This window comes from Paenibacillus castaneae (genome assembly GCF_002884445.1).
Lineage (GTDB): Bacteria > Bacillota > Bacilli > Paenibacillales > Paenibacillaceae > Pristimantibacillus > Pristimantibacillus castaneae.
The window spans coordinates 2,371,009-2,390,313 of record NZ_KZ614144.1; the positions used below are offsets into that span (position 1 = coordinate 2,371,009).

Here is a 19,305-nt window from a genome sequence, read left to right on the forward strand (position 1 = left end):
CAGAATGTTAAATCCGTGCGTTGCACATAGAGGCTGGTCAAGCCGTGCGCCTGAAAATACGATGGCGGCTATTCGGCTGGCGATTGCTGATCCTGATATAGAGTGGATTGAACTGGATGTTCAGCTGTCGAAGGATCATGTGCCTGTCGTAATACATGACTTTACCCTGCGGAGGACGACCAATGGGAAAGGCGAAGTAAAGGATAAGACAGCAGAAGAGCTGACTTCACTGGATGCGGGAAATTGGTTTTCTCAGAAATATCAGGGAGAAGCTATTCCAACGCTTGATCAGGTGCTAAGCGAGGCGGTCGGCCATTGCAAGCTTAATATCGAGCTGAAAAATGACGGCGTTCGTTATCCGATGATTGAGGAAAAGGTGCTGCAATGCTTGCAAGCACATGATGCAGTTGGGGAGGTAGTAATTACTTCTTTTCATGAGGGCACACTGCATCGCATGCGGAAGCTTTCCAGTGAGATTCGAACAGGCCTTATTATCGACAGCTGGAGAAATTCACTGCCGAAGGAGCTTGCTGAGCTTGGCTCGAATTTTCTCTCCATTGGCTATTCTCGCTTGAATAGGGAACGGATAGCTTTGCTGAAAAACGCGGGCATTCAGGTAATGGCATGGACGATCAATGATACGAAAACCATTCTCAAGGTCGCTGCAATGGACCCTGACATATTGATCTGCACAAACTATCCCGATCGTTGGCATGAAGCGATTCACCAAAGAATGGCACGCTAGATAAGCAGGTTATTCGAGCGGATAAGTATAAGGCATTATGGAAATAGGTAACATGTAGCATGGAATGAACGTTATATGGTTCATTCGCAGGAGGTTGCCCGTTTGTATGGTAGCAATTTTTGATGAATGGTGGATAAGGCTGCTTGCCGGGTTATTCGGGAGCGGCCTTATTGCCGCAGCAGCTTTTAAGCTGCGATCCTTATCCGTGTCTGGGGCATGGTCCGCGGTTGTGATGGGAACAGGTTTTGTTACGCTTGGCGAGCCGGTTTGGTTCGGCTTGCTCATCGCTTTTTTTGTATCATCCAGCTTGCTGTCCAAGTGGAAGCGAAAGCACCGTGCAAAGGCTGAGGCCGAAGCCAAATATGAGAAGACCGGGCGGCGCGACGCCGGTCAAGTCTGGGCCAATGGGGGCGCAGGCTTGCTGCTGTGCGCCGCCCATGCTCTGTGGCCCGATGACGTCTGGCTATTCGCGTACATCGGCGTTATGGCATCCGTGAACGCGGATACGTGGGCCACGGAGATCGGGGCTTTGAGCAGGACCGCGCCGCGATCGGTAACGAGCGGCAAGCGGGTGCCTGCAGGAACGAGCGGCGGTATCACGCCGCTCGGCAGCGCAGCAGCGCTCGCAGGCGCCGTGTTCATCGGCGCCGTTGCCGCGCTGCTGCTGGCGGCCCCACAGCATGGTGATGCTGCTGCGGGTACGCCTGACGGCGGAGCCGCAGCGGCGGCATACATCGCCGCCGCGGCCGCCGCCGGCCTGGCCGGTGCCTTCGCCGACTCTTTGCTCGGCGCAACCGGCCAGGCCATGTATCGCTGCCGGGTATGCGGCAGCGAGATCGAGCGCGCCACGCATTGCGGCAGCGCAGCGGAGCGAGTGCGCGGCTTCGCGTGGCTGAACAACGACAGGGTGAATCTCCTGTCGTCGCTCTTTGCTGGCGCGCTCGCCATCGCCATTGGCGCGGCTCTTTATTAGTCGCCTAGCTTGGAAAGGGGAGAATTAACTGTAAAAGCTCCAGTTAATATGAACGGAATCACCATTACGAGATCATCTAGCTGTAAAAACTGCAGTTAAAATAGCCTAAAGTGACTTAATACAGAGGAATCTTCCGAATTAGCTGCAACAAATGCAGCTAAGTGGGACAAGTCGGAGCAAATAAGCGAATTAGCTGTAGTAAATCCATTTAATGTATCAAGCTTGAGGAATCTGCGAATTAGCTGCAGCAAATCCATTAAATGTTTCTAGTTTTAGGAATCTACCGAATTAACTGCAGTAAATCCATTTAACGAGTCAGGCTTGAGGGACTGCATTAATTCCAGTTGGATGTCTCGTTATCCATTTGTTCTATAACACGCAACTCATCCAGAATTACGAAGGAGAAATTTTTTATGATCGGAAATCAAGCATTACTTGCAGTTGTCGCGGTTACGGGAATTCCAGAAGCACTGCTGAAGGAAACGGAAGGTGGCGATGACTACAGTGCTTTTGTATCTAACCTAACGGGTAAGACATACTGCGTGGAGTCAGCTTGGTATGTGAACCGTCTTCCGGAAGAAGAAAAAAAAGATATGCAAATTCTAGGTGAGCATGAGGGGCTTTACGTTTATGAGCAAAAGGCGTGGTGGGACGGTCTTCTTTAATGACACACAGACAAAGACCGTCAAGTTTCCTTGACGGCCTAATTTCCTTACGATACCCCGATTAAAAGGTAAATTACTTCGTTAGCTGCTCCATTTGTCCAATCAGCTCTTCAAACACGCTCATGGCTTGCTCGATCGGCTCAGGCGTGGACATATCAACGCCGGCTTTCTTCAAAATATTAATTGAGAAGTCGCTGCCGCCGCTCTTCAGGAAGCCAAGATAACGTTCGACTGCAGGCTGGCCCTCCTCCAAAATCTGCTTGGAGAAGCTTGTTGCTGCCGAAAATCCAGTAGCATATTTATAGACGTAGAAGCTGTTATAGAAATGGGGGATACGAGCCCATTCCATTTCAATATCTTTGTCAATGACCATGCCCGGTCCGTAGTATTGAACGTTCAGGTCATAATAAATTTTGCTTAGCTCCTGAGGAGTCAGCGAATCACCTTGCTCAGAGCGCTCATGTACGATTTTCTCGAATTCAGCGAACATCGTCTGACGGAACACCGTCGTCCGGAACTGATCGGCGTAGTAAGTTAACAAATACATTTTTTCTTTCGGATCTGTTGTTTTATCTAGCAAATAATCCATCAACAGCGCCTCATTTAACGTCGAAGCAACCTCAGCAAGGAATATCGTGTACTGCGCGTCGCGATAATTTTGGTTTGTATCTGAATAGTAGGAGTGAAGCGCGTGGCCCATCTCATGCGCCAACGTGAACATGCTGTTCAAATTGTCCTTATGGTTAAGCAGGACATAAGGATGCGTGCCGAAAGCTCCCCAGCTGTAAGCTCCGCTGCGTTTCCCTTCATTCTCGTAAACGTCGATCCAGCCGTTTTCAAACCCTTCATTCAGAACTTTCAAATAATCGTCGCCAAGCGGCTTAAGACTTTCGTTGATCGTTTTCTTCGCTTCCTCATAAGTAATGTCCATCTTGAACTCATCGACGAGCGGAGCGAACAGGTCGTACATATGAAGCTCCTCAAGACCAAGCATCTTTTTGCGCAGCTCCATGTATCTATGCATAAGAGGTAAATATTTGTGGATGGTACCAACGAGGTTTGTATAAACCTCTTTAGGGATGTTATCGCTATATAACGACATTTCCAAAGCAGAATCGAATTTGCGGGCTTTTGAATAAAACATATTTTTGGTCACGTTCGCATTGAACGTTGAAGCAAGTGTATTTTTCAGCTTGCCGTACGTATCGTACATCGCTTGGAACGCTTCGCGGCGCACATCCCGATTTTTGCTCTCTAGAAATTGTATGTAACGGCCATGCGAAAGCTCAACCTCTTCGCCGTTTTCGTTTTTCACTTTAGGGAATTTAAGATCCGCATTGTTCAGCATATTGAATATTGTACTAGGAGCTGAACTGATATTGCCGACTTGAGCGAGCAATGCTTCTTCGTTTTTGGATAAAATATGAGCCTTCTCGCGGCGCATTTCTTCCAGTGTATGGCGGTATTTGGCCAAGGATTCATCAGCGATGATTGCATCCAGAGCTTCGTCAGTGAGGCTGAGTACTTCTGGTGTAATAAAGGATAATGCTTCACCTGTTTCTACGCTTAGCTTCTTGGATTTATCGGATAGAGCTTGAAAAGCCGGCTCAGCCGTATCCTCATGATGCTTCATGTTCGCATACACATATAGACGTTCCACATGCAGTGATAGCTCATCCTCCAGCTCGAAGCAAGCCTTCAGCTGTTTAATATCAGCAAGCTTGCCCTCGTATTCAGCGGCTTTCTTAATTAATGACTTGGCTTCCTTAAATTCCTTGTCCCATGCAGCTTGGCTTTCAAATAAATCCTCAAGCTTCCAGTGGCTCTCCGGTGCGGATTCTGAACGTTTAGGTACGTGATTCATCGAATTCCTCCTTGGTATGGATAAGGTTTGTAAAGCATGCGGGGCATTATCTGCCGTATCCATGGATGCGGCAGATCCCGGCACCAAGCTAAATACAAGCAGCAAGGCTAGCCATTTCATCCGTTTATCACCTCAAGACACAGTTTTTGGTTACTATGTCCAGAGGCTCTATTGAATATGCAGCATGTGAAATGCTATTCAGCACCCATTGTAAAAAATGCATAAACAATAAGAAAAAACGAAAACGCAATAAAAGCAATGGCCGATATTGCGAAAAAGCGTCGCAAGCGGGGCGGCATGGTATCCCGTTTCAATATAACGAGCGCTCCCAGCGCAAAGGCTGCAATAATAAAAATAATAGTTGCTGTAGAATCCATCTGCGGGCAAAGCCTCCTAAAAATAATGCATAACGATTATGTTCGCTGAACAGGCCGCATTTTCCTGCTCTATCGCTTCTATACTTCCTTTAAAGCGTTCATGATCGCTTCTAGCTCTTCCTCACGGCCAACAAAGTCGGATTCACGGAAACGGTTTTTCGCCCAATGCATCAACTCTGGACGACTGATGAACGTGTGAGTATCCTCACCCCATTGATCGGTGATCTCTCTAGCGATAAGCGTCTTGCCTTGTACTTCGACCGTCAGCATATTATATTTGTCGGTTTTGTAAATTTGATGTTTCTTAAACATAGATTTTTTTCCACCTTTTGCAAGTTAAATTATTATGGTATCTTTATTATCATAGCCATTATGGTGGCTGTAATCAATACGATGGCCTAAAAGCAAGACTAGTTGAGTTGAGACGAGTGCAGATGAGCTGAGATGAGGAGAGTGCAAGGATGAGTAAACAAAGGTATGAACAGATTGGTGTCGCTATGACATGCAGAAGCTACGAGGAATATATCCAGATGTTCGATTTGCAGGAATCGGATCTATCACGTGGTATGGTGCTTGACATTGCCGCCGGAGGGTCATCTTTCACAGCAGATGCGATTGGGAGAGGTTACGAGGCAATAGCTGTCGATCCACGGTATGGATCAGGTATTCAGGCTTGGGTGCAGGAAGCTGCGGAGGAGATTGAGACATCGACTGCCAAGCTTGCGAAGCTGGAGGAACACTTTGACTGGAGCTATTACGGCTCACTGGACAATCATCGCAATGGGCGCAGAGCTTCACTTGAACGTTTCTCGGCACATATTAATGAGAGTGTCGGAACAAGCCGCTATGTGGATGGGCGTTTGCCGGACCTACCATTTCAAGACGATCAGTTTTCACTTGTATTATGCAGTCATTTTATGTTTTTGTACGCTAACCAATTCGGACATGAATTTCATATAAATTCCGTATTAGAAATGATGCGGATATGTAGACCAGGCGGCCAGATTCGCATTTATCCGCTTATATCTTTAAGCTGGGAGCCATATTCGGAGCTTGAGCATCTAATGGAAACGATTACGGCGAATGGGGGAACACCTGAATTGCTCTCATCCAACCTTCCATTTATTCCTGGATCTGAGCAATATTTGAGGATTTTGCTATAATTGCTTTTTTATTTTCGCTTCGCTATAATAATCCTACTCGCCGTTCAAGAGCGGCGGACATATTTAGGAGGTTGTTCATTTGAAAGGAACAGTTAAATGGTTTAACGCAGAGAAAGGCTACGGCTTTATCCAAACAGAGGGTGGAGAAGACGTATTTGTTCATTTCTCGGCGATCCAAAGCGAAGGGTTTAAATCACTTGATGAAGGGCAAGCGGTCGAATTTGATATTACTGAGGGTAACCGCGGAGCTCAAGCGGCCAACGTCAATAAACTATAGGACCACGCGCGAATAACAAGTAAATCTAGAAGATCACCTGGCAGCAGGTGGTCTTCTTTTTGTTAGGCATGCACAAATGGTTGTAATCCATACAGCATCTAAGAGAGTCCGTACAAGTTAAATAAGTTTGGTTTTATTGACCGTGACCCGTTTCCGATGATAAACTGTTGCATGGAAACTTTGTTAGGGGAGCGAGCATAATGAAATTTAAATTGTTCAAAGACCGTAAAGGGAAGGCCGATCAGGCTAAAAATAACAAGTTCGTTAAGCTTGGACGCGAAATTTATGTACAAGCCCGCAGAGGCGGACCTAACCCGGATGCAAACTTCGGTTTAAAGACTGCAATTGCGAATGCGAGAGCAGAGCAAATGCCGAACGATAATATTGAGCGGGCCATTAAGAAGGCTGCAGGCGCTGGAGATGGCGTTGAGTACGATGATATTATGTATGAAGGCTATGGCCCGGGCGGCGTTGCCATTATGGTCAAGTGCTTGACTGACAACCGTAACCGTACAGCTGCTGATGTTCGATCCGCTTTTAACAAACGAGGCGGCAATATGGGCGAGAGCGGATGCGTAAGCTATATGTTTGATCACAAAGGGTTGCTTGTCGTCGATCGTGAAGTTCACGAGGCGGATGAGGATACGATGATGATGACTGCTCTGGAGGCTGGTGCAGAGGATGTTGTTGTTAATGATGACAGCTTTGAAATATTGACACATCCGCATGAGTTCGAGCAAGTGAAGAACGCGCTGGAGACGGAAGGCTATACCTTCGTTAATGCCGGCGTTCGTTGGCTGCCGCAAACGATTGTCAAAGTTGATGGTGAAAATGCGGAAAAGCTGCTTAAAATGATGGATGCTTTCGAGGACAATGACGATGTTCAGGACGTATACTCTAACTTTGAAATTAACGAATAATATAAATAGACATGATGTAAATAGGGCTGTTTCGAGCGTGTATTTGTACCCTACACGTAAACGAAGCGGCCCTATTTATGATCAATATTAGGTTCTGTCGATGCGGCTAAGCAAATGTCTGGATAGGAAGCCGGCTGCAGCCAGAATAGCAAGCATTGCCCCAAGCTTATAGAAGGTTTCTCTTCCGAAATGCCCGTAGATGAAGCCGCCGCACAACCCGCTGATGACTCCGGCTAATCCTGTCCAGACGACAGCATAAACCGCCTGACCGGATGCGCGATATTCATCGGGAATGAGATGCGACAAGTAACGCAGCGCGGTTGAGAAATATATACCGAATGAAATGCTATGCATCGCCTGTGTCGCAAGGACCCAATACGGATTCTGAATATCACTGAGCAGCCAAAGTCTGAGAGCGTACATAATTGAAGCGATCATCAGCATCGGCAGTTCTTTGAATTTATGGCCGTATTTCCCAAGGAGGTACAGAATAGGTATCTCACTCAAGGCTGAAATAAGCCACGCAAGACCAACAAGCGAGTCACTGGCACCCATATGACGCATCGTAACGGCAAGGAAACCTTCGTACATTCGGTGCGGGATAGAAATTAATAAAATTATGAAAAAGAATAAAAGCACATCACGCTGGCGAATAAGCTTAAAGAAGCCGGAAAAGTCTATTTTTCTTGCGCTGCCTTGATAATCTCTAACACGAGTTGCTAAGCATAGAGTGACGGCTATCGTACATAACACTAGTGGAAGAGTCCATTGTGAGCTGAGCTGCTTTAAGAGGAGACCGAAGCCATAAGCTGTTACTGCAAAGCCCAGTGATCCAAATATTCGAATGAGTGCATAGGGAGTGCCAGTATATGGCGTAGATAATAAAAACAAGCTGTCGCTTAAGGGATTGATTGGAGTTTGGAAAAAATAAAAGCCCATCATAACAAGGCAAACAAGAGCGAAATTTTGTGTCGGTATTAATAGAGAAATCATAACAAGCTGGCCGAATAGCAGCAGCATTAACAATTTTTTGATCGTTCTGAATTTATCGCTGGCCAATCCCAATATGATGTTCGCGAATATAGATATGAATGGGCCGGTCGAATAAATGATACCGATTTGCTGCTCGGAAAACCCGCGATCCAAAAAATAAAGCGGTATAAAGGAGACGACCATTGCGGCTGTGGAATATGACGAAAAGCTGTAAATCCGCAGTGACCTCGTCTCTTGTCTTGCCGTCAAGGAACGTTCAATTGTGTTCGTGTCTGATGTATCCATAGTTGAAAGGTCACTCCATCTCTGTCAATAAACATATGGTTATCAGTATAGCATGGAACAGATTAGGCTCCAATGAGATTTGAAGCTGGATTATTGCGTTTCGAAATGGTACATTTAATGGTGGAGGTTTATATGAGATTGTATCGTTTTGATTGGAATGAACGGCTTCGGATCCGTATTCCCGTGCTGGAATCGGAATGGGGGCAGTTAGAATCATTCGAGCAGCTTGCGATCGTAGAGGAATGGGAACTTATACGCGGTACGATACCTGACCGCATCATGGAGTTTGAACAAATCATCAATCGGCTTCAGGCTCAGCTGTTTGAAGAAGATAACTTTGAGCAATCCTGTATATTAAACTATGATATTGCCGATTATGCCAGCAGGATTAATGATTTGCACATTTGGTATCGCATCGATCAGCAATTGGAATTACGCGGACATTCATGAACATGATTGGAGGAGGGGCAAGTCGTGAAATTAACGACTTTATCAAGCAAGCGAGTACCCCAAGGCCCACTAAAGCTCATGCATCGTGTATATAAATATGTTCTACCTGAGGTTGAGCGAGAGCTGAATCAGCTTCGATCCTTAGCTCAGCGGATTCCTGATGCTGAGCTGCGAACGCAGGCGCTTCACAGTATGGATACCAAAAAATTTCATTGTCAAGGCGGCGCTGTATATGCAACAGCTAATTTGGAACAAAAACATGTACTTATTCCGCTTATTGTAGCCCTTCAGACGATTAGTGATTACTTAGACAATTTATGCGATCGCAGCAGCTCGTTAGACCCGGATGATTTTCGATTATTGCATCAATCTATGCTCGATGCCGTTAATCCCGAAGCGGAGCTTCAGGATTATTACGCATTGCGCGCAGAGAAGGCCGATGGCGGATACTTGCATCATCTCGTTCGCATTTGTCAGCTCCAAATTGTGCAGCTTCCTTCATATAGAAGCGTACAGCCGCATGTGACAGAGCTGGTAGCCCTTTATGGGGATTTACAGGTGTACAAGCATATTCACAAAGATTTACGCGAATCTGAGCTTCTGTCTTGGTGGGAAACGCACCGCACTGCTTATCCGAGATTACAATGGAATGAATTTGCTGCAGCTACTGGCTCTACACTGGGCATGTTTATGCTTTTTCTAGCGGCGAGCGAAGATAATCTTTCGGAACAGGATGCAGCAGAAGTGAAAAATATTTATTTTCCGCATGTTTGCGGCCTCCATATTTTACTTGATTATTTAATTGACCAAGAAGAGGATCGCGCTGGCGGAGACTTAAATTTCTGCAACTATTATGAGAATGAAAGTCTGCTTGTTGAACGCCTGGACATGATTGTGAACTGTGCACGGGAGGATGTGAAGCAGTTGCCGGCTTCGCGCTTCCACCGTTTGATCATTGAAGGGCTGCTTGCTCTCTATTTGTCAGACCCCAAAGTCCGTCACCAGGCGGAGGTAAAAGATGTTTCGAGAAAGCTAATGAAGAACAGTCCGCTTACACGCCTGTTTTTTCTCCTAAATAGCATCTGGATTCGGAAACAACAAGCTTAACTATAAAAACAAACAATGTGGAGGAATGGACCATGTCTGCAGTCAAATCAATCGCAGTAATGACAAGCGGAGGAGATTCGCAAGGAATGAACGCAGCCGTACGGGCTGTTGTAAGAAGTGCTTTATTTTATGGTTTGGATGTTTATGGCGTACAACGCGGTTACCAAGGACTTCTTAATGACGATTTGCGTCAAATGGATTTACGGAGTGTAGGCGATATCATTCAACGCGGCGGTACAATTCTGCAAACTGCAAGATGCAAGGAGTTTGTTACGGCCGAAGGCCAGCAGCGCGGTGCGGAAGTGCTTCGTGCTAGAGGCATTGACGGTTTAGTCGTTATTGGCGGCGACGGCTCCTATCATGGCGCAAACAAGCTTAGCAAGCTGGGTATTAAGACGATGACACTTCCCGGCACGATTGATAATGATATTCCGTTCACGGATATAACAATTGGTTTCGATACAGCTGTTAGCATCGTTGTAGATGCTATTAACAAAATTCGCGATACGATGTCATCGCATGAACGTTCATCGATCGTTGAGGTTATGGGACGTCACTGCGGCGATATTGCGCTGCATGCAGGTCTTGCCAGCGGTGCGGAAACAATTCTCGTTCCTGAGGTTCCTTTCGAACTTAATGAAGTCGCTGAACGTATGAAAACGAATTTTGCTAAAGGCAAGCGTCATAGTATTATTATTGTGGCAGAAGGAGCTGGCAAAGGCGAAGAGGTTGCCCAGCAAATTACGTCACATTGCGGAATTGAACCTCGCGTAACTGTACTGGGCCATATTCAGCGGGGCGGAACGCCGACTGCGATAGATCGTATATTAGCAAGCCGTCTTGGCGATTTCGCAGTCCGGAAGCTGATGGAAGGCGATTCCGGCAAAGCGTGCGGCGTTATTCGCGGCGAGCTTGTTACAACGGATATTGATGTTGTAGTAAACACGAAGAAACCGTTCGATATGAATATGTACGATCTTGCGCTTCGTTTGTCTCAATAGTTTCAATGATAAAGCCTTATCCAGAGAGCTGCATTAGCGCAGACCTGGATAAGGTTTTTTTGTTTACGCATTCCAAAATATGATACCCATACAAGTAAGAAAAGAGGCCAACCAACGCGACTGCGTTCGTTGACCTCTTTCCCGTATCCGTTATTTATATGCCACATCCGGCGTATACTTATTCCCTGCATTCCAGAGCAGGAACTCTTTAATGTTCATTTCTTTTAAAGCTTTAATTTGCGCTTCAACCTCAGCCTTGCCATATTTCATATAATGACCTTTGCCCAGCCAGCTTGCGGTGAAATCCTGGATCCATGGACGAATGATCGGCTTTAGTTCGCCAGTCCCATCCAGCTTCTTATGAGTATCAATCATTGCGCCTTTAATGGTTTCATAAGGACTTAGATCCGGGTCTTTCTGCTTAAACCAGCCTGTGCTGTAGTGACTCGGATAAACCATTGGGGATATGACATGCACATCATTTGAAATTTTCACGAAATCCTGGCCAATCCCTTCTGCTGTTGGGACGGATGCTGCATACCCAAATATATCAACAGAAACCCTTACACCAAGAGGCTCAAGCTGCTCTCTCGCATATTTGACGAAGCCGCTCACCACATCGACGCGGGCTTGTTCCGTTTTGTTAAAGGTTAAGGATGCGGCTTTCGTATCGAAGCCTTCAGGGAAGCGGACATAATCAAATTGAATTTCTTTGAACCCGATTTTTGCTGCTTCCTTTGCGACGGCGATGTTGTAATCCCATACTTCCTTGCGATAAGGGTTGACGAAGCTTTCACCTCGTCCATTTTTCCATATCGTACCATCTTGATGGAGAAAGGACAGTTCAGGCTGCTTGCGTGCAAGCACAGTATCCTTGAATACGACTATACGAGCAATGGGATAAATGTTGTGATTTTTGAGAGTAGTCATTAGTGCGCCAATATCGTTAATATATTTCTTAGAAGCACCTACCTCCAATAGCTCAGGCGTCGTTGTCGGATATGTAATGTACCCATTGTCATCTTTAATATCAATGACCATGCTGTTAAGCTCCGTATCATCAAGCAGCTTTAATAAAGATTCCATTCGCGCTCCGCCAGCGCTGTGTGCCGTCACATATATGCCTTTAATTTCAGGAGTGTCTGGCTGAGGATCTTTCTTAACATCAGAATCGCTATGCTTGCCGGTGTCAATGCCCCCAGCTATAGCGGAATCCGGCTGTATAATGGTTTGGCCTGCTGCGGAATTCACATATGCAGCAGCGAGCTGCCTGGCGGCTGCACTGTCATCGCCATCTCCAGTAAGCAAGCTGTAAAGCAGCAGTAAGGCTGTAAAAATGATGTCCATTATGCTCTCTCCCCGTTTGCTATGTCTGTTCAGATTATAAAGCAGAAGGAAGTCTAGGTCATCATATTTTTTGCAAATAAAACAAAAAACCAGCCGAGTTGTACTCGACTGGCGTATAAATAATCGATGTGTCCCGCAATGTCATTGTAACAAAGCATCTCTCTGCTGATTGCAAATACTGTGCTGCACAATCTCCATTGCGTCGGCGGGCTCCAGCAAAGCAAGTCCGTCACGCAGCACAATGCTGATATCAAGTTCGCGTTCAGTAAGAAAGGAACTAAGCTCAGGGGCAAGCTTCTCTACAATTCGAGACAATTTGACCGTTTCCATATCCATTGAGCATCACCCTTTCATATCTAATGTTCAGGGGAAATCATATGGGAAGAAACCAAAGCTACGGGATACAAATAGTATAGCAGGATCAAATTCAAAAACATAGGGATACCGCTTAAAATCCATATATGCGTAGATGACTTACTCTTTAGACTTGTGGAAATCTCCGATTACACCCACCGTTTCTACGATATTAATGAAAGCATGCGGGTCGATGGAGGTAATGGTTTTGCTTAGCTCCGTTAATTCGTATTTAGTTCTTACAGTCATAAGCATATCGCGTTCTGCAGAAGAATATGCGCCGCGTGTTTTTATAATTGTAATTCCTCGCGGGTGAGTGAGCAGTTTAGCCAGCAATTCATCCGTTTTAGTTGTTACAATGAATGCTGTTAATTTAATATGCTTCACATGAATGAGATCGACTACCTTGCCAGCTGAGAATATGGAAACTAAGGAATATAGAGCTGAATCCCAATTTTTTGTGAAAATAACTAAAACAGCTATGACGAGGCCATTCAGCATAAAAATAATCATGCCAACCGGCAAATCGTGTTTTCTTGTTACGATGGAGGCGATGATGTCGAAACCGCCGGATGATCCACCATACCGAAGGGTCAAGCCAGTGCCGAAACCGATAATAATTCCCCCGAAAACAGCACCAAGCATAATATCATCCGCAATTTTGACGACTGGGATAAACTCTAAGAAGAGAGTGGAGGCAATTACGACATAAAGGCTCCAGTACACGAAACGATGCCCTAATATAAACCAGCCCCAAATCAATACAGGCAAATTTAAAATAAAATACAGCCAAGCGATATTGCCCCCAGTAATATATCCAATCATCATCGAAATGCCCGACAAGCCGCCGCTTAACAGCTGATGGGGGATAAGGAATAAATTGAATCCCAACGCTATGAGAAAGGCGCCTGCGGTCATGATCGGCACCGTGTAAAGGATACGCATCGTGTGAATAATCAATGTAGTTGCTCCTTTGCTGACATAGGTAATTTTTGCTGTGATTTCATTGGCTTAGTATGGCTATAATAGCTTTGCTGGTATTCATGAATGAATATGTGCTATAATGATTTAGATATTCTTAAGTAGGCTGCAGATAAAAGGAGTTTGAGAAAAGTTTGAAAACATTTGCTGAATTTGGCTTAGAACCAAAAGTGTTACAAGCAATCACTGAACTTGGATTCGAGGAATCAACCCCGATTCAAGACAAAGCAATCCCAATTGCTATGGCAGGCACAGACCTTATTGGCCAAGCACAAACGGGTACAGGAAAGACAGCGGCATTCGGAATTCCGCTCATTAACAAAATTCCGACAAGCGAGGATCGCATTGTCGCATTAATAATGACGCCAACCCGTGAACTCGCTATTCAAGTGGCTGACGAGATCGGGAAGTTGACTCGATACAAAGGTCTTCGCTCGCTGCCGATTTACGGTGGACAAGAAATTGGCCGTCAAATCCGTGCATTGAAGAAGAAGCCGCAAATTATTATCGGTACACCAGGACGTTTGCTGGATCACATTAACCGCAAAACGATCCGTCTTGAAGATGTACAAACTGTTATTTTGGATGAAGCAGATGAAATGCTCGACATGGGCTTCATGGAAGACATCCAATCTATTCTGAAGCAGGTACCGGATGAGCGCCACACTATGCTGTTCTCCGCAACTATGCCGGCAAATATTCAGAAGCTTGCACAACAATTTCTGAAAAATCCTGAGCATGTATCGGTTATCCCGAAACAAATTACAGCTCCTCTAATCGAGCAATCTTATATTGAAGTGCACGAGCGCCAGAAGTTTGAAGCACTTAGCAGATTGCTGGACATGGAATCACCTGAGCTTGCAATTATTTTCGGTCGTACAAAGCGCCGGGTTGACGAGCTTAGCGAAGCGCTTCAGAAGCGTGGCTACACAGCTGATGGTTTGCATGGCGACTTGTCGCAGAACCAGCGGGACAGCGTTATGCGCAAATTCCGTGACGGCAGCATCGATGTGCTAGTAGCGACTGACGTTGCTGCTCGTGGACTTGACGTTTCCGGAGTAACGCATGTAATCAACTTTGACCTTCCGCAAGATCCTGAAAGCTATGTACACCGTATTGGTCGTACAGGCCGTGCAGGTAAAGAAGGTACAGCTTGGTCATTCGTAACGCCTCGTGAAACAGATCACCTGCACTTCATCGAGAAAATTACGCGCCAGAAGATGAGCCGCAAGCCGCTTCCTAGCATTGCTGAAGCGATCGAAGGCAAACAACGCGTAACAGCTGAGCGTTTACTCGAGGTTGTACAAAATGATGAGTTCTCGGAATACAAAGCAATTTCCATTCAATTGCTGGAGCAATACGATTCCGTTCACTTGCTGGCAGCAGCGATTAAGCTCTTGACAGGCGAGAAGAAAAACGTTGAAATCGAATTGACACCGGAAGATCCGCTTCGCGCTAAGAAACGTAAGCCTGACATTCGTTCAAGCGGTCGTCCATTCAACCGCAGCGGCGGCTCATCCTCATACGGTGGCAACCGCAGCAGTACAGGCGGAAGCGGCGGCGGAGGTTATCGCGGACGCGATGACAGACGCAGCAGCGGAAGCAGCTCGAGCAGCAGCTCGCGCGGCGGCTATGAAAGCCGTGGCGGAAGCAGCACTGGTGGTTACGGCGGTAAGAGAAGCACTGAAGGACGTCCTGAAAACCGTCGTCCAAAGAGCAGCTCTGATGGCTACGTAAATAACTAATGCACTAACAACCGAGGAAGTCCGTGATGCCTTACGGGCATCCGATCTTTCTCGGTTTTTATTTTAATACCGGTTGTATTATAATAAAAAACCTGTATAGTTACATAAACCGTGACTGCATTGCTCATTCAGCAATCACTTTATAAACTTCATATGTGGTGAACGTTAGTTTGGTGAGAGTAATCTTACTTTTCTGGAGGCAGATCAGATGGAACCAAGAGGGCTGATGGGTGGATTTTACCGAATTTCCGAGTGGATTATGCGGTTATCGGTTATTAATATTTTATGGTTAATCTGTTCAATTCCGTTTCTTTTCTTTGCGTGGGGAATTCTCATTTCAACCGATGTTAGTCAAATGTATTCTATGCTGATTGCTATGGCGGTTGTCGCTCCCTTCACGTTCTTTCCTGCTACTGCAGCTATGTTTTCCGTTGCCCGCAAATGGGTAATGGGAGAAAGCGACGTAGCGCTGTTCAAAACGTTTTTCCGCGGATACAAGGAAAACTATAAACAAAGTATGCTGGGCGGCATCATTTATACGCTGCTGTTAGTTATTATGATCGTTGACTTCATCGTATATCGCGAACAAATGAATTTGCTTTCGTACATTTTCATTGCGTTTCTCTTTCTGCTTGTAGTATCTTTGTTTAATTATTTCTCCATGTTGGTCCATTACCATATGAAAACGTTTCAATTGCTGAAAAACGCTGTGCTTATTACAATCGGCAAACCTTTTCGGTCATTGTCGACTGCCTTGATGAGTGGGGCTGTTGTTTATTTCAGTACTAAATTCACGTTTCTCATTCCGTTCTTTATGGGCAGTATCATTGCTTATCTTTCATTCTGGAACTTTTATCTGATTTATCAGAAGCTCCAGGATCAAGCAGAGAAAGCAAGGCTGGCAGAGGAAGAAGACGCGGAGAAGGCAGCTGAGCTTGATCGTATTGATTTAGTGAAAGATGATTCGAGCGGAGCCAGCAAATAACATTTCCTTAACATTTACTTTTTCTTTCGTTAGGTCTATAATAGCAATACCTCCTGCGATGCTCGTTACGGCTTTACGCTGTTTTGAACCAATGGCTGTTTCACGGGAGACCTAAATCGAAGCGTAGCTGACATGCCCCCGAAAGGGGATCTCAAAAACGATTCTGCGGTCACCCACCTGCGTAAGCGGGTTCAGAAACATGTGAGTCGGACGGCAATTGCGGGTTCTAATTTCTAAATCAAGAGCATTTACTGGTGAAATCCAGTGATAGCTCTTTTTTCATGGGACAAATCATGGTATCATATAGAGTAATGTACATAGATGCCGGAGGGGGAGATCGTTGTTGTTGAAGCGGACCTTGATCGGGTTGCTGCGCAGTCATGAACAGACTGGAGACAGAGCCAAGGATCCAAAGCTCAAATCTCATTTCTACAAGTTAGCGAAAGATAAGGCTTGGGACGAAGTGATATCGACTCTGAAGAAGATGCAAGGGTATAAGGTGCTGCATGAGGTGCAATCCGTAGGTGAGATTGTATTGGAGAAGCGCACAGCATTAGGGAGGACGATGGACATTACGATTTCCGTCATTGGCGTGAATCCTATGCAATCGGCGGTTGATATTTATTCAGCATCACGCGGCTCGTTGGGTGACCTTGGTTCTAATTACCGAGTCATTCTGGATTTGTACCGTACACTTGATAAGAAGCTTGCTGCATTCAAAGTTTCATAAAGAACTCATAGACAAAGCGAGGAAGGATCGTCCTTCACTCGCTTTGTTTGCAGTCTATGATGATTGGGGTTATGAATTATACGAGCGATTGTGCAGCGTTGATTGCTTGCTCGTAGTTCGGGTGTTCAGTCATTTCTGACAAATATTGTACGTATTGAACGTTGTCGTCAGCATCGATAACAAAGATTGACCGTTGATTTAGGCCAAATTCTTTGATGTATACGCCATATGATTCGCCGAAGCTATGTTCTTTATAATCGGATAGCATTACAACTTTATCGATGCCTGCTGCTCCGCACCAACGAGCTTGTGCGAATGGAAGATCAACACTTACGGTTAGAATAACAACATGGTCACCGAGTGAGCCGGCAGCTTCGTTGAAGCGACGTGTTTGCGCATCGCATACTCCGGTATCGATGGAAGGCACCACGCTAATTAATTTGATTTTGCCAGCGTAATCCTTAAGGGAAACCGTTTCAACAAGAGATTTGTTCAATGTGAAATCAGGAGCTTTGTCTCCTACTTTAATTTCAGGTCCAACTAATGTTATCGGGTTGCCTTTGAATGTAGCAGCCCCAGTGCGTTCTTGAGACATGTGTAATTTCCTCCTTTAAATTGGATGTTCAATACCAGCTTTATTATAATCGTAATGAAACGGCCTTGTCCAATTGTTGGAGAGAATAAGGGGATGTTATTTAAATGATCTTCTTGCGATATGAAAGTTTTCGCTCTTATTTGCGGCTTTACCCTGTTACAGCTTCTTTAATAACTTTGAATATTGTTTATTTTATTATCGTTGCTTTGAGCGGCGATCCCAATAATAGCTATCATGCAGTTGATTATGGTGCTTTTGTTACTTACCCGGGAAAGGATCCGTATGGTATGTTGGAGCCATGGCGTTATGTAACGTCCATCTTCATGCATTCTGGGCTTGAGCACCTGCTCTTCAATATGTTTGCACTACTCGTATTCGCACCGCCTTTAGAACGGCTTCTAGGCTCTCTACGATATGTGTTTTTTTATATCGTGTGCGGCATAGCGGGAAATGCAATGAGTGCATTGGCGAATCAAATCACAAATGATCCTTATGCTCATGTCGGAGTAGGAGCTTCTGGAGCGATATATGGGATATATGGGGCTTTTCTTTTCATCTCTTTATTCCGCAAATCAATGCTCGATGACAGCTCTCGGAAAACCGTATATACCATTTTGATTTTTGGAGTTATTTATTCCGTGATTGTGCCGAAAATCGATTTGTGGGCTCATGTAGGAGGAGCACTTGCAGGGTTCCTGCTTTATAAGCTATTTGATCGTGCAAGCGCATGGAAACACCGACACCAGACCTGAAAATATATGTATACAGGAGATCGATAAATCAGTATGGAACTTCGTCAGCTTCATTACTTTGTGAAAGTTGCAAGAAAAGAGCATGTGACGCAGGCTGCGGAGGAGCTGCATGTTGCTCAATCGGCTGTTAGCCGTCAGATTCACCAGCTGGAAGAAGAGCTTGGAGTGAAACTATTCGTTCAGAAGGGCCGGAACTTGCAGTTGACTCCGGTTGGCCAGCTTTTTCTGAAGCGTGCTGAAATCATATTGGCTGATCTGGAGCGAGCGGTTATTGAAATACATGAATTTCTAGATCCCGAGAAGGGGGAGATTAGGCTGGGCTTTCCGCATAGCTTGGGAACATCATTGATTCCTCAAGTAGTAGCTGCGTTTCGAAAGCACCATCCTAATGTCCAATTTAGATTTAAACAGGGGATGTACCCGTCGTTGCTTCGGGATTTGAGCAAAGGTGAAATAGATTTGGCGTTTATTTCTCCTTTCCCGGATGAGCATGAATTTGTGTGCGGCGAAGTGCTGCTTACCGAAGAGCTGTATGCGATCTTGCCGCCAGGCCATCCATTATCAGATAAGGAGTCAATCGAGCTTCGAGAGCTGGAGGAAGAGACATTTGTTCTATTCAGTGAAGGCTATTCACTTCGGCCGATCGTATGGGAGGCCTGTCAGGAGGCCGGATTTACCCCTAAAATCGGTTTTGAAGGCCAAGAGACAGATACTATCCGCGGCCTAGTTGCAGCGGGTATGGGCGTAAGTCTGCTTCCGGAGATGGCTTTGCATTATACTGGGCCTCTGCAGCCTACGAAGATGAGAGTGACGAAGCCCCATGTCACGCGTACAATTGGACTTATTAGACGTTCTAACGAGAAGCTGCCGCTTGTGGCGAAGGTGTTTCATGGTTTTCTGCTTCGTTATTTCCATGACCGCATACAAAAGTAAAGAAAGAGGAGCAGTTCTGTATGGTCTTATGACCATTGGAACTGCTCCTCTTTCATTATTCAG

At 45.6% G+C, this 19,305-nt stretch carries 22 protein-coding genes and 1 other RNA gene; 15 read left to right on the top strand and 8 right to left on the bottom strand.

The features are described 5' to 3' along the window. Nucleotides 1-4: 4 nt before the first annotated feature. The 3 genes from CEF13_RS10075 to CEF13_RS10085 all read left to right on the top strand — a co-directional run bounded on the left by CEF13_RS10075 (nucleotide 5) and on the right by CEF13_RS10085 (nucleotide 2,383). Nucleotides 5-745 (top strand): glycerophosphodiester phosphodiesterase, encoded by a 741-nt coding sequence (locus CEF13_RS10075; protein WP_102710554.1) that lies wholly within the window; start codon nucleotides 5-7, stop codon nucleotides 743-745. A gap of 106 nt (nucleotides 746-851) precedes the next feature. Continuing rightward, nucleotides 852-1,718, top strand: a complete 867-nt coding sequence (locus CEF13_RS10080) for a DUF92 domain-containing protein (RefSeq protein ID WP_102710555.1) — start codon at nucleotides 852-854, stop codon at nucleotides 1,716-1,718. A gap of 413 nt (nucleotides 1,719-2,131) precedes the next feature. Next, a complete protein-coding gene (locus CEF13_RS10085; RefSeq protein ID WP_102710556.1) occupies nucleotides 2,132-2,383 on the top strand; it encodes a hypothetical protein in 252 nt (83 codons plus the stop codon). A gap of 73 nt (nucleotides 2,384-2,456) precedes the next feature. Here the strand turns inward: CEF13_RS10085 and pepF are convergent, their stop codons facing one another. The 3 genes from pepF to CEF13_RS10100 form a co-directional block, all read right to left on the bottom strand. Next, complete coding sequence (gene pepF / locus CEF13_RS10090; RefSeq protein WP_208414548.1) at nucleotides 2,457-4,247, bottom strand: oligoendopeptidase F; 1,791 nt, start codon at nucleotides 4,245-4,247, stop codon at nucleotides 2,457-2,459. 194 nt (nucleotides 4,248-4,441) lie between these two features. Further along, nucleotides 4,442-4,624: a hypothetical protein gene (locus tag CEF13_RS10095; protein WP_102710558.1), complete on the bottom strand. Its 183-nt coding sequence runs from the start codon at nucleotides 4,622-4,624 to the stop codon at nucleotides 4,442-4,444. Nucleotides 4,625-4,702: 78 nt separating this feature from the next. After that, a complete protein-coding gene (locus CEF13_RS10100; protein WP_102710559.1) occupies nucleotides 4,703-4,936 on the bottom strand; it encodes a hypothetical protein in 234 nt (77 codons plus the stop codon). Between the two features lie 149 nt (nucleotides 4,937-5,085). Between CEF13_RS10100 and CEF13_RS10105 the strand changes: the two genes are divergently transcribed. From CEF13_RS10105 to CEF13_RS10115, 3 genes are all read left to right on the top strand, one after another. Further along, complete coding sequence (locus CEF13_RS10105; RefSeq protein ID WP_102710560.1) at nucleotides 5,086-5,787, top strand: class I SAM-dependent methyltransferase; 702 nt, start codon at nucleotides 5,086-5,088, stop codon at nucleotides 5,785-5,787. A gap of 79 nt (nucleotides 5,788-5,866) precedes the next feature. Next, nucleotides 5,867-6,064, top strand: coding sequence for a cold shock domain-containing protein (locus tag CEF13_RS10110; RefSeq protein WP_102710561.1), 198 nt, complete (start codon nucleotides 5,867-5,869; stop codon nucleotides 6,062-6,064). Between the two features lie 200 nt (nucleotides 6,065-6,264). Next, nucleotides 6,265-6,984 carry a YebC/PmpR family DNA-binding transcriptional regulator gene (locus tag CEF13_RS10115; protein WP_208414531.1) on the top strand — a complete coding sequence of 240 codons (720 nt, stop codon included), beginning with the start codon at nucleotides 6,265-6,267 and terminating at the stop codon, nucleotides 6,982-6,984. Between the two features lie 87 nt (nucleotides 6,985-7,071). Here CEF13_RS10115 and CEF13_RS10120 read toward each other — a convergent pair whose 3' ends face one another. Then, the gene (locus tag CEF13_RS10120; RefSeq protein ID WP_102710562.1) at nucleotides 7,072-8,262 is read right to left on the bottom strand and encodes an MFS transporter; all 1,191 of its coding nucleotides are present in this window, start codon (nucleotides 8,260-8,262) and stop codon (nucleotides 7,072-7,074) included. Nucleotides 8,263-8,394: 132 nt separating this feature from the next. On the opposite strand from CEF13_RS10120, the gene CEF13_RS10125 reads away from it, so the two are divergent. From CEF13_RS10125 to pfkA, 3 genes are all read left to right on the top strand, one after another. Further along, complete coding sequence (locus CEF13_RS10125; RefSeq protein ID WP_102710563.1) at nucleotides 8,395-8,712, top strand: hypothetical protein; 318 nt, start codon at nucleotides 8,395-8,397, stop codon at nucleotides 8,710-8,712. 78 nt (nucleotides 8,713-8,790) lie between these two features. Beyond that, complete coding sequence (locus CEF13_RS10130) at nucleotides 8,791-9,819, top strand: tetraprenyl-beta-curcumene synthase family protein (RefSeq protein WP_102716324.1); 1,029 nt, start codon at nucleotides 8,791-8,793, stop codon at nucleotides 9,817-9,819. 32 nt (nucleotides 9,820-9,851) lie between these two features. Further along, nucleotides 9,852-10,820, top strand: coding sequence for a 6-phosphofructokinase (gene pfkA, locus CEF13_RS10135; protein ID WP_102710564.1), 969 nt, complete (start codon nucleotides 9,852-9,854; stop codon nucleotides 10,818-10,820). A gap of 150 nt (nucleotides 10,821-10,970) precedes the next feature. Here the strand turns inward: pfkA and CEF13_RS10140 are convergent, their stop codons facing one another. The 3 genes from CEF13_RS10140 to CEF13_RS10150 all read right to left on the bottom strand — a co-directional run bounded on the left by CEF13_RS10140 (nucleotide 10,971) and on the right by CEF13_RS10150 (nucleotide 13,466). After that, nucleotides 10,971-12,167: a putative glycoside hydrolase gene (locus CEF13_RS10140; protein WP_102710565.1), complete on the bottom strand. Its 1,197-nt coding sequence runs from the start codon at nucleotides 12,165-12,167 to the stop codon at nucleotides 10,971-10,973. Between the two features lie 141 nt (nucleotides 12,168-12,308). Further along, the gene (locus CEF13_RS10145; protein ID WP_102710566.1) at nucleotides 12,309-12,503 is read right to left on the bottom strand and encodes a hypothetical protein; all 195 of its coding nucleotides are present in this window, start codon (nucleotides 12,501-12,503) and stop codon (nucleotides 12,309-12,311) included. Between the two features lie 138 nt (nucleotides 12,504-12,641). Beyond that, entirely contained in the window at nucleotides 12,642-13,466 is an 825-nt protein-coding gene (locus tag CEF13_RS10150) for a YitT family protein (RefSeq protein WP_102716325.1), read from the bottom strand. Nucleotides 13,467-13,636: 170 nt separating this feature from the next. Between CEF13_RS10150 and cshA the strand changes: the two genes are divergently transcribed. From cshA to CEF13_RS10170, 4 genes are all read left to right on the top strand, one after another. Next, nucleotides 13,637-15,247 (top strand): degradosome RNA helicase CshA, encoded by a 1,611-nt coding sequence (cshA, locus tag CEF13_RS10155; RefSeq protein WP_102710567.1) that lies wholly within the window; start codon nucleotides 13,637-13,639, stop codon nucleotides 15,245-15,247. Nucleotides 15,248-15,455: 208 nt separating this feature from the next. After that, nucleotides 15,456-16,232, top strand: a complete 777-nt coding sequence (locus CEF13_RS10160; RefSeq protein ID WP_102710568.1) for a YesL family protein — start codon at nucleotides 15,456-15,458, stop codon at nucleotides 16,230-16,232. A gap of 47 nt (nucleotides 16,233-16,279) precedes the next feature. Beyond that, nucleotides 16,280-16,462, top strand: a non-coding RNA gene (gene ssrS / locus CEF13_RS10165) — 6S RNA. 113 nt (nucleotides 16,463-16,575) lie between these two features. Then, nucleotides 16,576-16,962 carry a DUF1499 domain-containing protein gene (locus CEF13_RS10170; protein WP_102710569.1) on the top strand — a complete coding sequence of 129 codons (387 nt, stop codon included), beginning with the start codon at nucleotides 16,576-16,578 and terminating at the stop codon, nucleotides 16,960-16,962. Between the two features lie 76 nt (nucleotides 16,963-17,038). Here CEF13_RS10170 and tpx read toward each other — a convergent pair whose 3' ends face one another. Next, a complete protein-coding gene (gene tpx, locus CEF13_RS10175; RefSeq protein WP_102710570.1) occupies nucleotides 17,039-17,557 on the bottom strand; it encodes a thiol peroxidase in 519 nt (172 codons plus the stop codon). A gap of 104 nt (nucleotides 17,558-17,661) precedes the next feature. Between tpx and CEF13_RS10180 the strand changes: the two genes are divergently transcribed. After that, complete coding sequence (locus tag CEF13_RS10180) at nucleotides 17,662-18,309, top strand: rhomboid family intramembrane serine protease (protein WP_102710571.1); 648 nt, start codon at nucleotides 17,662-17,664, stop codon at nucleotides 18,307-18,309. 33 nt (nucleotides 18,310-18,342) lie between these two features. Continuing rightward, the gene (gene gltC, locus CEF13_RS10185; protein ID WP_102710572.1) at nucleotides 18,343-19,242 is read left to right on the top strand and encodes a glutamate biosynthesis transcriptional regulator GltC; all 900 of its coding nucleotides are present in this window, start codon (nucleotides 18,343-18,345) and stop codon (nucleotides 19,240-19,242) included. The last annotated feature ends 63 nt before the right edge of the window (nucleotides 19,243-19,305 follow it).

What these genes read in the sequence shown, in the direction of transcription:
- CEF13_RS10150 (WP_102716325.1), bottom strand. Translation starts at nt 13,466, where the DNA reads ATGCGTATCCTTTACACGGTGCCGATCATGACCGCAGGCGCCTTTCTC.
- CEF13_RS10140 (WP_102710565.1), bottom strand. Translation starts at nt 12,167, where the DNA reads ATGGACATCATTTTTACAGCCTTACTGCTGCTTTACAGCTTGCTTACT.
- CEF13_RS10095 (WP_102710558.1), bottom strand. Translation starts at nt 4,624, where the DNA reads ATGGATTCTACAGCAACTATTATTTTTATTATTGCAGCCTTTGCGCTG.
- tpx (WP_102710570.1), bottom strand. Translation starts at nt 17,557, where the DNA reads ATGTCTCAAGAACGCACTGGGGCTGCTACATTCAAAGGCAACCCGATA.
- CEF13_RS10075 (WP_102710554.1), top strand. Translation starts at nt 5, where the DNA reads ATGTTAAATCCGTGCGTTGCACATAGAGGCTGGTCAAGCCGTGCGCCT.
- gltC (WP_102710572.1), top strand. Translation starts at nt 18,343, where the DNA reads ATGGAACTTCGTCAGCTTCATTACTTTGTGAAAGTTGCAAGAAAAGAG.
- CEF13_RS10180 (WP_102710571.1), top strand. Translation starts at nt 17,662, where the DNA reads ATGATCTTCTTGCGATATGAAAGTTTTCGCTCTTATTTGCGGCTTTAC.
- CEF13_RS10080 (WP_102710555.1), top strand. Translation starts at nt 852, where the DNA reads ATGGTAGCAATTTTTGATGAATGGTGGATAAGGCTGCTTGCCGGGTTA.
- CEF13_RS10085 (WP_102710556.1), top strand. Translation starts at nt 2,132, where the DNA reads ATGATCGGAAATCAAGCATTACTTGCAGTTGTCGCGGTTACGGGAATT.
- CEF13_RS10125 (WP_102710563.1), top strand. Translation starts at nt 8,395, where the DNA reads ATGAGATTGTATCGTTTTGATTGGAATGAACGGCTTCGGATCCGTATT.
- pepF (WP_208414548.1), bottom strand. Translation starts at nt 4,247, where the DNA reads ATGAATCACGTACCTAAACGTTCAGAATCCGCACCGGAGAGCCACTGG.
- CEF13_RS10115 (WP_208414531.1), top strand. Translation starts at nt 6,265, where the DNA reads ATGAAATTTAAATTGTTCAAAGACCGTAAAGGGAAGGCCGATCAGGCT.
- CEF13_RS10100 (WP_102710559.1), bottom strand. Translation starts at nt 4,936, where the DNA reads ATGTTTAAGAAACATCAAATTTACAAAACCGACAAATATAATATGCTG.
- CEF13_RS10145 (WP_102710566.1), bottom strand. Translation starts at nt 12,503, where the DNA reads ATGGATATGGAAACGGTCAAATTGTCTCGAATTGTAGAGAAGCTTGCC.
- CEF13_RS10130 (WP_102716324.1), top strand. Translation starts at nt 8,791, where the DNA reads ATGCATCGTGTATATAAATATGTTCTACCTGAGGTTGAGCGAGAGCTG.
- CEF13_RS10105 (WP_102710560.1), top strand. Translation starts at nt 5,086, where the DNA reads ATGAGTAAACAAAGGTATGAACAGATTGGTGTCGCTATGACATGCAGA.
- pfkA (WP_102710564.1), top strand. Translation starts at nt 9,852, where the DNA reads ATGTCTGCAGTCAAATCAATCGCAGTAATGACAAGCGGAGGAGATTCG.
- CEF13_RS10120 (WP_102710562.1), bottom strand. Translation starts at nt 8,262, where the DNA reads ATGGATACATCAGACACGAACACAATTGAACGTTCCTTGACGGCAAGA.
- CEF13_RS10160 (WP_102710568.1), top strand. Translation starts at nt 15,456, where the DNA reads ATGGAACCAAGAGGGCTGATGGGTGGATTTTACCGAATTTCCGAGTGG.